Source organism: Mesorhizobium sp. P2_B11 (genome assembly GCF_056404855.1).
This window is the reverse complement of sequence record NZ_JBFUDF010000008.1, coordinates 235417-248222: the sequence shown is the minus strand read 5'-3', so window position 1 is coordinate 248222 and position 12806 is coordinate 235417. Positions and strand designations below refer to the sequence as shown.

13 protein-coding genes are annotated in these 12806 nt (G+C 63.1%); 6 read left to right on the top strand and 7 right to left on the bottom strand.

Features of this window, described 5'->3' with window-relative positions:
* Positions 1-47: 47 nt before the first annotated feature.
* Entirely contained in the window at positions 48-629 is a 582-nt protein-coding gene (locus AC1DYJ_RS26070) for a methylated-DNA--[protein]-cysteine S-methyltransferase (protein ID WP_477285099.1), read from the top strand.
* A 20-nt stretch (positions 630-649) separates the two neighbouring features.
* On the opposite strand, the gene AC1DYJ_RS26065 is transcribed toward AC1DYJ_RS26070, so the two are convergent.
* On the bottom strand, positions 650-976 hold the full coding sequence (locus tag AC1DYJ_RS26065; protein ID WP_477285537.1) for a hypothetical protein: 327 nt from the start codon (positions 974-976) through the stop codon (positions 650-652).
* 286 nt (positions 977-1262) lie between these two features.
* On the opposite strand from AC1DYJ_RS26065, the gene AC1DYJ_RS26060 reads away from it, so the two are divergent.
* Positions 1263-1475 (top strand): cold-shock protein, encoded by a 213-nt coding sequence (locus tag AC1DYJ_RS26060; RefSeq protein WP_015316174.1) that lies wholly within the window; start codon positions 1263-1265, stop codon positions 1473-1475.
* A gap of 371 nt (positions 1476-1846) precedes the next feature.
* Here AC1DYJ_RS26060 and AC1DYJ_RS26055 read toward each other — a convergent pair whose 3' ends face one another.
* The gene (locus AC1DYJ_RS26055; protein ID WP_477285101.1) at positions 1847-2707 is read right to left on the bottom strand and encodes an EAL domain-containing protein; all 861 of its coding nucleotides are present in this window, start codon (positions 2705-2707) and stop codon (positions 1847-1849) included.
* Positions 2704-3597 carry an EAL domain-containing protein gene (locus tag AC1DYJ_RS26050; protein ID WP_477285103.1) on the bottom strand — a complete coding sequence of 298 codons (894 nt, stop codon included), beginning with the start codon at positions 3595-3597 and terminating at the stop codon, positions 2704-2706. The genes AC1DYJ_RS26055 and AC1DYJ_RS26050 overlap by 4 nt, the downstream gene beginning before the upstream one ends.
* 266 nt (positions 3598-3863) lie before the next feature.
* Here AC1DYJ_RS26050 and AC1DYJ_RS26045 point away from each other — a divergent pair, with 266 nt between their 5' ends.
* On the top strand, positions 3864-5066 hold the full coding sequence (locus tag AC1DYJ_RS26045; protein ID WP_477285105.1) for a pyridoxal phosphate-dependent aminotransferase: 1203 nt from the start codon (positions 3864-3866) through the stop codon (positions 5064-5066).
* Positions 5067-5158: 92 nt separating this feature from the next.
* Here AC1DYJ_RS26045 and AC1DYJ_RS26040 read toward each other — a convergent pair whose 3' ends face one another.
* Together AC1DYJ_RS26040 and AC1DYJ_RS26035 are read right to left on the bottom strand one after the other, a co-directional pair.
* On the bottom strand, positions 5159-5554 hold the full coding sequence (locus AC1DYJ_RS26040) for a (R)-mandelonitrile lyase (protein WP_477285107.1): 396 nt from the start codon (positions 5552-5554) through the stop codon (positions 5159-5161).
* Between the two features lie 36 nt (positions 5555-5590).
* Positions 5591-6142, bottom strand: a complete 552-nt coding sequence (locus AC1DYJ_RS26035; RefSeq protein ID WP_477285109.1) for a methyltransferase family protein — start codon at positions 6140-6142, stop codon at positions 5591-5593.
* Between the two features lie 148 nt (positions 6143-6290).
* Between AC1DYJ_RS26035 and AC1DYJ_RS26030 the strand changes: the two genes are divergently transcribed.
* The 3 genes from AC1DYJ_RS26030 (at position 6291) to AC1DYJ_RS26020 (ending at position 10672) form a co-directional block, all read left to right on the top strand.
* Positions 6291-7148, top strand: a complete 858-nt coding sequence (locus tag AC1DYJ_RS26030) for an alpha/beta fold hydrolase (RefSeq protein WP_477285111.1) — start codon at positions 6291-6293, stop codon at positions 7146-7148.
* A gap of 246 nt (positions 7149-7394) precedes the next feature.
* A complete protein-coding gene (locus AC1DYJ_RS26025; RefSeq protein ID WP_477285112.1) occupies positions 7395-9446 on the top strand; it encodes an elongation factor G in 2052 nt (683 codons plus the stop codon).
* Between the two features lie 728 nt (positions 9447-10174).
* A complete protein-coding gene (locus AC1DYJ_RS26020; protein WP_477285113.1) occupies positions 10175-10672 on the top strand; it encodes a methyltransferase family protein in 498 nt (165 codons plus the stop codon).
* Between the two features lie 117 nt (positions 10673-10789).
* On the opposite strand, the gene AC1DYJ_RS26015 is transcribed toward AC1DYJ_RS26020, so the two are convergent.
* Positions 10790-11686 (bottom strand): LysR family transcriptional regulator, encoded by an 897-nt coding sequence (locus AC1DYJ_RS26015; protein ID WP_181058731.1) that lies wholly within the window; start codon positions 11684-11686, stop codon positions 10790-10792.
* An 80-nt stretch (positions 11687-11766) separates the two neighbouring features.
* Entirely contained in the window at positions 11767-12741 is a 975-nt protein-coding gene (gene trxB, locus AC1DYJ_RS26010) for a thioredoxin-disulfide reductase (RefSeq protein WP_477285115.1), read from the bottom strand.
* Between the last annotated feature and the right edge of the window lie 65 nt (positions 12742-12806).

The following is a 12806-nucleotide window of genomic DNA, read 5'->3' as shown; positions in this document are numbered from 1 at the left end:
ACCGGTTGGTATCCCGGTTTTCGCCACTTTGCGGAAAGGAGCGCATCATGGAAACGACATCTTCGATCACAGCCGGCCACGCAGTGTTAGAAACAGTGATCGGCTTCATGGGCATCGCCTGGAGCGAAAAGGGCCTGATCCGGCTCTGCCTGCCCGAAAAGAGCCGCGAAGCGGTGGAGCGCCGGCTGATGCGCCACGCCGGTGTCTCAGGCAATACAACCGCCAACATTGGGCAGCCGCAATGGGTCGTCGAACTCATCGCCTCGATCAAGGCTTATGCCGCCGGAGAGGACGTCGATTTCTCCGACGTGCCGGTCGATCTCGACGGCGTCGACGACTTCCGGCTCGCCATCTACGAGGCGGCGCGAAAACTCCACTATGGCGAAACAACCACCTATGGCGAACTGGCCAAGCGCGCCGGCCAACCCGGCCTGCCGCGCGAAACCGGCGCAGCGCTTGGCGCCAACCCGGTGCCGCTGGTCATTCCCTGCCACCGCATCCTGGCCGCGGGCGGCAAGATCGGCGGCTTCTCGGCGCCCGGCGGCTCGGCCACCAAGGAAAAGATGCTGGCGATGGAAGGCGTGCGCGTCGGCCCGCCGCCGCCGGCGCAGGTGTCGTTCGGGTTCTGAAAAATCAGAACCCGAACCACTTAATGGCGGCGCAGGAAGCGGCGATGAAAATGGTCGTTCTCGATCCGCTTGCAGAGATAGACCGGGCAGGAATTCGTATCGGCGCTCGGCACATAGGCGCGCTTCCTGACCTCGCCGAAATTGCAGAACGCCTGGCTCTGCACATAGCGGTCGAAGAGCGGCAGGCCCGGCACCCGCGCCGACTGGTAGCGCAGGATCACCGCGCCCTGGCGGGCGATCGTGCCTTGCACCCTGTCACAGCTCATATGGGTGGGATCGTAGCGCGAGATCGCTTGCGCCTCGGCGGCGGCAAACGTCAGGCAGGCGGCAAGCAGAACGGTTTTCACTAGCGCTTTCATGGTCGTCTCCCAAAACCGGACTAACGCCGCGGGGCGTCCCGATCTTCCCGATTGCTCAACGCTTTCATGCGATTGGGGCGGCCTTTGGGCGGCGCCTTTTTCGAGCCATCTTGTTTTTGGTGCAAAACCTGCCTATATCAGGGCCATTGATATTTCGGCCGATCGATCCGGGCCTCGCGATCTTCGCGTTTGCTGACGTCTATCTCCAAAATCTCGATACACACCGGCTGAACCTCGGTTCGGTCAAACCAAAGCAAATGCGAGGACTATTAATATGGCAACTGGTACGGTCAAGTGGTTCAACGCCACCAAGGGCTTCGGCTTCATTCAGCCTGATTCGGGCGGCGCGGACGTTTTCGTCCACATCTCCGCTGTCGAGCGCGCTGGACTGTCGACCCTGGTCGAAGGCCAGAAGATCAACTTCGAGATCGAGCAGGACCGCCGCACTGGCAAGTCGTCCGCTGGTTCTCTGAGCAAGGCAGCCTGATTTTGCGAAGTGCGCGCGCCGGACGAGAGTTCGGGGCGCACGGCAAGTCACGGATGTACTGACAGTCGCGCGAGAAGCGCGCTGGAGCGGAAAGACCCGACCAGCTGGATCAGCAGATAGCTGCCAGTCCGGACTTGAAGCTCCCGATCAGGCTACCGAAATGGGAAGGCGGGATTTATCCCGCCTTTTTGTTTGTCTGGGGTTAGCGTCCTTCTCCCCGTTTACGGGGAGAAGTGCCCGGCAGGGCGATGAGGGGCAGCGCCGGCGCTGCAAGACTGTCCGTCATCTGACCAATTTACGAAAGGCTGGCGCCGCCCCTCATCTGGCTGCCGCCATCTTCTCCCCGTAAACGGGGAGAAGGACGCTCACCATCACCTCCGCAGATGCAGCGGCACCACCTTGTTGTCAGTGCCCAGCAGCGCCTCGATCGACAGCGGCTGCTGCTTGAAGAGCGTACCCGCCAGCGCCGGGCGCCCGAGGTGATACCCCTGCAGCAGGTCGACACCACCATCCAGCGCGACGCGCAGATGCACGGATTGCTCGATGCCTTCGACCAGCACCTTGGCGCCGCGATCGTGCAGCGACGAGACAAGCGGCCGGAAGAAGCGCTCGGCGGCAGCGTGACGGCAGAATTCGGCGAACCAGCCGCCGTCGATCTTGACGATATCCGGTTGAAGCAGGCTCATCCGCTCCGCGGTCGAATGGCCGGTGCCGAAATCGTCGATGGCGATGCGAACTCCGTGGCGTCGCATCTCGCGCACCAGCGGGGCCAGCACATGATCGTCGGCCGCCTGCTCGGTGATCTCGCAGACCAGCATGCCGGCATTGAGGTCGAGATCGCCGAGATGCCGGGTCATCAGCCGGATCTCGGCCAGTGCACGCCCGAGATGATCGTTGATCATCGGGTTGTAGTTGAAGAACAGGTCGAGCCCATCGACGCCGATGTTGCGGAAGTTTCTCAGATGCAGCATCCGGCACATCGTCTCGACGAACAGCCGGTCGCCCGCTGCGATGCTTTCGAAGAACACGGCCGGCGCAACCGGCATCGCCGCGCGGTGCGGTTCGATCAGCGCCTCGACGGCGACCGCGGCCAACGCGCCGCCGCGTGGCGCAAAGATTGGCTGGTAGGCGCTCTTCAGCCGGAACGCGCCATAGACGCCATATTCGATGCCGACCTCGTCGGCAAAGATCGCTTCTCCGACGTCACGCCGCCGCTCGCGCTGCCCGGTCATGGCCCGATCCTGCGCCCGAACACCCTGCCCGGCCGCACTGCAGCGGTCCGCCCGAGAGGCGCCTTGACCGGCTCGGCCTCCGCGGCAGGTGCCTGTGCTTCCTTGCCGAAAACGCGAAAGCTGGTCGGCGCCAGTTCCGGCCTCGCCAGCACGAAACCCTGCACCATCGAGGCGCCCGATTTCTCAGCGAGTTCAAGCTGCCAGCCTTCCTCGATGCCTTCGAACACGGTGCGGATGCCTTGCTTCTCGAAGTTCGCCACCATGGTGGTCAACAGGGCAAAGCCGGCGCCGGACTCCATCAGCTGCGTGATCCAGTGCGCATCGAATTTGACGATGTCAGGCTTGAGTTCCTTGATGCGGTTGATGTCGGATTCATCGGCGCCGTAGTCGTCGACGGCGATGCGGAAGCCATTGGCCCGCAGCGCCTCGACGAAGCTGTAAAGCGTTTCCTGCGACGCCGACTTCTGCTCGGTCACCTCGCACACGATGCGGCGCGGATCGATCCCCGCCTCGTGCAGCACAAGGCGCATGTCGCGCAGCGCGTTGTCGACGATGGCGCGTTCGGTAAACACCGACGGGTCGAAATTGACGAAGATCGAGGCCTCTTGCGGCAGGCAGGCGCCGGCATTGAGCAAATGCAGCGTGCGCGTCAGCGCCTCGATATGCAGGCGGTCGCCGGCCGGACAGGTCGAGAAGAAACTCATCGGCGATTGCGACTCGCCGTCGCGAAACGGCCGGATCAGCCCCTCGAACGCCACCACCGACAATTTGCCCTCGTTGAAGGCGAAGATCGGCTGGAAGGCGCTTTGCAGCGTATAGATGCCCCAGACACCTGACGAGGTGCCGTCATCGTTACGGATGGTGTGGGCAAGCCCGATGCTGCGCGACAAGGTCCCTCGCTCCGCGAGACAGGCGAAATGGCTGGCGATCCTGCCGTCAAAGGTTTTAACGGCCGTTGATGAATTTATTCTTGCCAGCGATACGCCGCATGGATTGCAAGGTCCTCGGCGCGGACGAAACCCGGCGCTCCAAAGGCCGATCTTCACAGGTCCTTGACCCCTGGCTCATCCGACAATGCTTGCACTTGGCGGGTTGATGCGACATGAGAAGCGCCGCAGCTGTTCCCGCTGCGTCGACCCTCTGGAGATATCTGGTCATGGCCTTTCTTGCCGACGCCCTTTCCCGCGTGAAGCCTTCCGCCACCATCGCAGTGACGCAGAAAGCCCGCGAGCTGAAAAATGCCGGCCGTGACATTATCGGCCTCGGCGCCGGCGAACCGGATTTCGATACGCCCGACAACATCAAGAATGCGGCGATCGAGGCGATCCGCCGCGGCGAGACCAAGTACCCGCCGGTTTCGGGCATCGTGCCGCTGCGCGAGGCGATCGCCAAAAAGTTCAAGCGCGAGAACAATCTCGACTACAAGCCGGAGCAGACCATCGTCGGCACCGGCGGCAAGCAGATCCTGTTCAATGCTTTCATGGCGACGCTGAACCCGGGCGACGAGGTCATCATCCCCCGCCCCTATTGGGTCAGCTACCCCGAAATGGTGGCGATCTGCGGCGGCACCTCGGTGTTTGCCGACACATCGATCGAGAATGGTTTCAAATTGACCCCCGAAGTGCTGGAGAAGGCAATCACGCCGAAGACCAAATGGCTGTTGATGAACTCGCCGTCAAACCCCTCGGGCGCCGCCTACACGGAAGCCGAGCTGCGCGCTCTGGCCGATGTTTTGCTAAAGCACCCGCATGTCTGGACGCTGACCGACGACATGTACGAGCACCTGACCTATGGCGACTTCGTCTTCAAGACCATCGCCGAGGTCGAGCCAAAACTCTACGAGCGCACGCTGACCATGAACGGCGTCTCGAAAGCCTATGCCATGACCGGCTGGCGCATCGGCTATGCCGCGGGTCCGGTGCAGCTGACCAAGGCGATGGACATGATCCAGGGCCAGCAGACCTCCGGCGCCTGCACCATCGCGCAGTGGGCCTCGGTCGAGGCGCTCAACGGTCCGCAGGATTTCATCGCCAAGAACAAGGCGATTTTCCAGGGCCGACGCGACCTCGTCGTGTCGATGCTCAACCAGGCGCGCGGTATTACGTGCCCGTCGCCGGAGGGCGCCTTCTATGTCTATCCGTCCTGCGCGCAGCTGATCGGCAAGAAGACCAAGGCCGGCAAGGTCATCGACACCGACGAAGCCTTCTGCGCCGAACTGCTCGAGGCCGAGGGCGTCGCGGTGGTGTTCGGCTCGGCCTTCGGCCTCGGCCCCAATTTCCGCATCTCCTACGCGACGTCGGAGACGCTGCTGGAGGAAGCCTGCACGCGCATCCAGCGCTTTACCGCGTCGCTGACCTGACCGGGCCGGCCTGAAACAGAAAACCCGGCGTCACGCCGGGTTTTTTGTTGGCGCCTCATGGGCGGTGCATCTCGCGTTCGCCCGCGATGCGCTCAGCCGCCATATTGTTCAGGCGTAACCGCTTCCATCCAATCGGCATGGACGCCGTCGAGCGCTTCCTGCATGGCGACATGGGTCATCGTCGTCTTAAGGCCCGCGCCGTGCCAATGCTTTTCGCCGGGGTCGAACGAGATGACGTCGCCGGCCCTGATCTCCTGGATCGGCCCACCCCATGTCTGCGCAAGGCCGGCGCCCGCGGTGACATAGAGCGTCTGGCCGAGCGGATGCGTGTGCCAGTGGGTGCGTGCGCCGGGCTCGAAGCTGACCAGCGTGGCGCGCAACCGCGCCGGCGCTTCCTTCTCGATGATCGGTGTTTGCAGCACGCGGCCGGTGAAATACTTGTCCGGTGCGATGATGGTCGGCACGCTGCCGCAGGCAATGATCTTCATCTGGCGATCCTCAATCCGGCAAACCCTTACCCCTGCCTACCACCCCAGCCGCGGCCAGAACAGGCCGGCTCGGCCGCGATAGGCCTGATAGTCGCCAGCCAGCGGCGTGCGCGAAAACTTCTTCTCTTCGTCGAGCGCGGCAAACACATAGAGGATGGCGATCCCGGCGACCGGCACCACCGCCCAGATCGACCAGGTCGCGATCCCCCATCCGATCCAGAAGACGATGTAGGAGGTGTAGAAGGGGTGGCGGACATAGCCGTAGGGGCCGTCGGTCAAAAGGCTGTGTGGATCGTCGGGCGCGAAGGCGAAGCGCAGCCGCGCCTTGCGCGACGTGACAATCGCCCACCAGAACAGGGCAGAACTCGCCAGCTCGACGGCAAGCCCGGTGAGTTTTGCCGAAACCGGCTGCGACTGGATCCACAGTATGGCGAGAAAGAACAGCGCCGTGGCGATGACCGCCGCCGATATCGCCATGGCGCCTGGAGACATGGCCTGCGGTTGGAAATGCGCCCGCATCGACCAGACATATTGGCCAAGCGTCGCGATGCTGCAGATCGAGACAAGAAGATCGAGGACTGGTTCCATTCTCGGGATTCCGCGGTGGTTGCCATGCAGCCGGTAGTCACGCCGGCGGTCGATTTCTGGAAATCCTTTCTTAACCACATGTTTAAAGAACATATAGAGCCAGCGATGCGATGTTGGCCGTCAGGCAAATCTGAGGGTCTAATCCAGCATGAGCGTCACTGATCGCACCATCCGCACGCCGCAGGCCGATTTGCGCCTCAGCCAGTCGTCGGGCTCCGGCATGCCCATCGTCATGATCCATGGCTCGGGCGCCTCGCGCGCCGTGTTTGCCCGGCAGTTCGACAGCCCGCTCGCCGATACCCACCGGCTGATCGCCTTCGATCTTCCCGGTCATGGCGATTCCTCCGATGCCCGAGACCCGGCCGCCGCCTATACGATTACCGGTCTCGCGCAGACGACGGCCCGTCTTCTCGACGCGCTGGGCATCGACCGCGCCATCATCTTCGGCTGGTCGCTCGGCGGCCATGTGGCGATCGAACTTGCCAGCTTCCACCATGCGGTGAACGGCCTGGTGCTGACCGGGGCGCCGCCGGTGTCGAGGGGACCGCTCGGCATGCTGCGCGGTTTTCACGCCAACTGGGACATGCTGCTCGCCTCCAAGAAGGTCTACTCCGAACGCGATATCGAGCGCTTTGAGGCGCTTTGCTTCGGTGACACCGCAAGTCCGTCTTTCCGCGAAGCCATACGGCGCACCGACGGCAGGCTGCGCGCCGGTGTGGCGCGCTCCATGTTTGCCGGCAAGGGCGCCGACCAGAAACAGGTGGTCGAACACGCCCCGTTCCCCGTCGCGGTGATCAATGGCGAGCATGACCCGCTGGTGCGGCTGAGCTATTTCGAGACGGTGGCCTATACCTCGCTGTGGGAACAGTGCCATGTCATCCCGGATGCCGGCCACGCGCCGTTCTGGGAACGCCCAAACCTGTTCAACCCGCTGTTGTCGCGCTACGCCGAGACGGTGGTGAAGCAGACTGCAGCCGCGCCGGCGCGCCGCACCCAGGCTGGCTGAAAATCTCCCGACGGTTTCTGATCCAGGCTCTGGCCCTGTCCGCCTGACGGCGGCGCATTTCTATTTTCCTTGCCCTGCCGCCTAACCCGTGGGACGATGGGTTTGGGCAGGTGGCTAAATGAAAACAACCCCGCCCGCGACGGTCGAACAGGCCGGCCGCCGCTCACGACAGGGTGCGATCGGCGCAAAACCGTTTCCACTTTTGCTGATCGTACTCCAAGGCCAACGCCTGAGTGGAGGTCAGCCATGGGTACTCGCGCCGGAGGACGACGCACGGGACCGAAATGCATTGCCATAGTCGGTCCCTTTGCAAGCGGTAAGACGACACTTCTCGAAGCCATCCTCGCCCGTACGGGCGCCATCCCCCGCCAAAATCCCGTTTCATCGGGAAGCACAGTTTCGGATCACTCGCCCGAGGCGCGGGCGCACGCCATGAGCGTCGAGGCGACCTTTGCCACCACCGAATTCATGGGCGAGCAGATCACCTTCGTCGACTGTCCCGGCTCGATCGAATTCTCGTTCGAGGCCGAGCCGGTGCTGGCCGCCTGCGACCTCGCCGTGGTCGTCGCCGAGGCCGACGAGAAGAAGATCCCCGCCTTGCAGCTCATCATGCGCAAGCTCGATGATCTCGGCGTGCCGCGCATCCTGTTCCTCAACAAGGTCGACAAGGCGATTGCCGGCGTGCGCGATACGCTGAAGATGCTGCAGCCGACGAGCGCGGCCCCGCTGCTGCTGCGCCAGATTCCGCTGCGCAAGGACAATGTGGTGATCGGTTCGATCGACCTGGCGCTGGAGCGCGCCTACATCTACCGCGAGTATGCCGAAAGCCAGGTCGCCGAGATTCCGGGCGACGACAAGGCGCGCGAGCTGGAAGCCCGCTTCTCGATGCTGGAGACGCTCGCCGATCACGACGATCAGCTGATGGAGCAGTTACTGGAGGAGATCGAGCCGCCCAAGGACGCGGTCTTCGACGACCTGTCGGCCGACCTGCGCGCCGGCGCCATAACGCCGGTGCTGATCGGCACCGCTGAAAAGGGCAATGGCGTGCTGCGCCTGCTGAAGGCGATCCGCCATGACGCACCCGATGTCGAGGCGACCCGCAAGCGGCTCGGCGTCCCGGACGGCAACCAGACCGTGGTCCAGGTGATGAAGACCATCCACACCGCGCATGGCGGCAAACTGTCGGTGTCGCGCGTGCTCTCCGGCCAGGTCGCCGATGCCGCCGAGCTTTATCTGTCGAACGGCGAGACAGCGAAGGTCTCGGGCATCTACAAGATGCTCGGCAAGGACCAGTCCAAGCTCACTGCCGCCAAGGCCGGCGACACGGTGGCGCTGGGCAAGCTGGACGAGGTCAAGACCGGCGAGACATTGAGCTCCACCAAGGGCGGCATCAAGCCGCTGCTGACGCTCACGCCGCCGCAGCCGGTCTTTGCCTTTGCCCTGCGGCCGAAGGAACGCAAGGACGAGGTCAAGATGTCGGCCGCCATCCAGCGCCTGGCCGAGGAAGATCCCTCGCTCAGCCTGCGCCACAACCAGGACTCGGCAGAGACCGTTCTGTCTGGCCATGGCGAGATGCATCTCAGGGTGGTGCGCGAGCGGCTGGAAGGCAAGAACCAGATCCCGGTCGAAGGCCATGCCCCTGCCGTTCCTTATCGCGAGACCATCCGCAAGACGGTGCAGCAGCGCGGCCGCCACAAGAAGCAATCAGGCGGCCATGGCCAGTTCGGCGATGTGGTGATCGAGATCAAGCCGCTGCCGCGTGGCTCCGGCTTCCAGTTCTCGGATACCATCACCGGCGGCGTCGTGCCCAAGACCTACATCCAGTCGGTTGAGACCGGCGTTCGCGACTATCTGAAATCCGGCCCGCTCGGGTTCCCTGTGGTCGATGTCGCCGTCAATCTCTCCGACGGCTCCTACCATGCCGTCGATTCCTCCGACATGGCCTTCCAGATGGCGGCCAAGCTGGCGATGAAGGAAGGCATGGCGGCGTGTTCGCCGGTGCTGCTCGAGCCGGTGATGAAGGTCGAGATCGTCACCCCGTCCGAAGCCACCTCGAAGATCATCGCGCTGATCCCGCAAAGGCGCGGCCAGATCCTCGGCTACGACGCGCGGCCCGACTGGCCGGGATGGGATGTGGTCGAGGCGACCATGCCGCAGGCCGAGATCGGCGATCTGATCATCGAACTGCGCTCGGCGACCGCCGGCGTCGCCAGCTATCGCTGCGCCTTCGATCACATGGCCGAGCTTACCGGACGGTTGGCCGACGAGGCGATGAACTCCAACGGCAAGGCTGCCTGACAGGAGCAGTTGATCCGCACAAAAAACGGCGCCCGGATGATCCGGACGCCGCTCCTATTGCGGACCGTCTTCTTGGGAGGAAAACGGCAGGTCCGCCGCATGTATCCGCCGCGCCACGCGGCACTGGCAGACGAATAGGTTCGGACGCGGTAGCCGCCTGAGCCCGGATCTTCCGAGTGATGCCCCCATCTCCCGGACGAACCACACCGCGTCCTATGGTCTGCTTATACGACGATTCGCGCTTGCGACATGTTACCTGAGGTTACATGTCACTGTTACGCGGCAATTCCGGTCGGTTTTTCGTGGATGCGGCAGGCCCGAAAACAAAAAAGCCGGATCAACGAAGATCCGGCTGAGTTTGATTGGAAGTGCCTGTTAAGGCTAACCTCCAGAGGGGAACACTCGAGGGCGCTAATGGGAGGAGAACGCGCCCAGGAGATGATCTATATATGTGCTCATCATGCCCAAGAAACAAGCATCTATTTTGCAACACACGCATGCAAAAAGGCATAGGCTGTGGTCTAACCCATTTTAGAGCCCGATAGGACCAGAAAAAACCTTCAAACGGCCTGTGCGACCGGCCCATTGCTGTCACAGAACCGTAACCGGACCCGATTTTTGCGCCGAAGCGCGAAAACGCCAAATGACACGGAATCAGGCAGAGCAAGTTTATTTTTGCGGCACCGGCCAGAATCGCAAAGCCAGGCCGCCGGCAAGGGAGAGCTGAAATGCGGACACCTCAGGCGATCGCCGGCAGCGCGGTCTTCTTCATCGCAGCGCCTTGCGTCGTCGCCGGTGTGGTGCCCTGGCTGCTGACAGACCACTACCATCTGCCGCTGTCGACCGTGCCGGGCTTCGTTCCGCTCGGCTGGCTACTGATCGTCGCGGCCATCGCCCTGCTCGTTCATTCCTTTGCTCGATTCGCACTCGAAGGCCTCGGCACGCCGGCGCCTGTCGCGCCCACCGAGAGACTGGTGATCGGCGGCGTCTACCGCCATGTCCGCAACCCGATGTATGTCGCCGTGCTGTCGATCATCCTCGGCCAGGCGCTGCTGTTTTCGAGCTGGACCGTCGTCGCCTATGCCGTCATCGGCGGGGTCGTCATGGGCTCCTTCGTGAGGTTCTACGAAGAGCCGACGCTGGCCAGCCGCTACGGCGCCGAATACGAGACCTACCGCCGCAATGTCCCCGGCTGGCTGCCGCGGCTGACGCCGTGGCGGGGGTAATCAACCCTGAGGATATGCTGAGATTCAGGTCAGGCCGAGCCGAGAATGGCTGAGGCCGAGAACCGGAGCGGAGCGCAGCCGTTCGCAGGCCGGCCTCACCTGAATATCGGCGTATCCCTAAAATGACCAGCTTCTGGCTTTCGCGATGATGAAATCGCGAAACACGTGCAGCTTGGCCTGGTTCTTCATCGCGTCGGGATAGGCGAAATAGGTGTCGAAGGACGGCACCTCGGTCTCCGGCAAAAGCTGCACCAGATCCGACTCCTTGGAGATCACATAGTCTGGCAGCATGGCGATGCCGGCGCCGCCCTGCACGGCGCGCTTGATCGACAGGATGTCGTTGATCTGCAGCGTCGGGACCCTTTGCCCGCCTTCGAAATCGCCGATCGTCTCCAGCCAGTTCAGCTCCGACAGATGCGACGGCACCGGCACGCCGAAAGTGACGATGCGATGGTTCTTCAGATCGGCGACCGAAGTCGGCTTACCGTGTTTGCCGACATAGGCCGGCGAGGCATAGAGGTGGAAATGCACGGTGAACAGGCGGCGCTGGATCAGGTCGGGCTGCTGCGGCTGGCGCAGCCGGATCGCACAATCGGCCTGGCGCATGGTGAGGTCGAGTTCCTCATTGGCGAGGATCAGCTGCAGGCTGATTTCGGGATAGAGCTCGATGAATTCCTGCACCCGCTCGGTCAGCCAGCCGGCTCCCAGGCCCACCGTCGTCGTCACCCTGAGCACGCCGGACGGCCGGTCCTTGGCCTCGGTCAGCCGCGACTTGATGGTCTCCAGCTTCATCAGCACGTCATGCGCCGTGCGAAACAGCATCTCGCCCTGCTCGGTCAGCACCAGGCCGCGGGCATGGCGGTTGAACAGCGGCACGCCGACATCGTGTTCGAGCGCGCTGACCTGGCGTGAAATCGCCGATTGCGACAGATGCAATGTCTCGGCGGCATGGGTGAAAGACCCAGCCTCCGCCGCAGCGTGAAACACGCGAAGCTTGTCCCAGTCCAACGCCATTGAGTTCCCCTCGTTCTGTTTTTGGCGTCTGAATGAAAAATCAGGCTTTTGAACGGCTTGCTCCGCCGTCTTGATAGATTTTATTCCGCGGCTTCGCGGTGCACCTCGATGCCGGCCAGGTACTTTTCCGCCTCGAGCGCGGCCATGCAGCCGAGCCCGGCGGCGGTCACCGCCTGGCGGTAGATGTCGTCGGTCACGTCGCCGGCGGCAAACACGCCGGGCACGTCGGTGCGGGCCGAATCGGGCGCCGTCCACAGATAACCGTTCGGCTTCTGCTTCAGCTTGCCGACGAACAGCTCGACCGCCGGCGCATGGCCGATCGCCACGAACACGCCGTCGACCTTCAGATGGCTGATCTCGCCGGTCACCGCATTTTTAAGCTTCAGCCCTTCGACCGAAGGCGGCAGCGGGGTCTTGCCGGGCCGGCCGGTGATCTCGTCGACGATCGTGTCCCAGATGACGTGGACATTGTCCTTTTTCAGCAGCCGCTCTCGCAGGATGCGCTCGGCGCGGAAATCGTTGCGGCGATGAATGACGGTCACGCTCTTCGCCAGATTGGAGAGGTAGAGCGCCTCCTCCACCGCCGAATTGCCGCCGCCGATCACCGCAACATCCTTGCCGCGATAGAAGAAGCCGTCGCAGGTGGCGCAGGCCGACACGCCGAAGCCCATGAAGGTCTGTTCGGTCGGGATGCCGAGCCACTTCGCCTGCGCGCCGGTGGCGATGATCAGCGCGTCGGCCGTATAGGTGGTGCCGGAATCGCCCTTGGCGCGGAACGGCCGCACGTTGAGATCGACCTCGGTGATGATGTCGTTGATGATGTCGGTGCCGACATGCTCGGCCTGCTTCAGCATCTGCTCCATCAGCCACGGACCCTGGATCGGATCGGCAAAGCCCGGATAGTTTTCGACATCGGTGGTGATCATCAGCTGGCCGCCCTGCTGCAGGCCGGCGACGAGCATCGGCTTCAGCATGGCGCGCGCGGCATAGACCGCGGCGGTATAGCCGGCGGGGCCGGAACCGATGATAAGGACAGGCGCGTGCTTGGTGGTCATCTAGAGCCTCTGCGGGGCAGACAATCGAGTGTGCCTTGGAAAAAGACGTGAAATGTTGCCGGTAA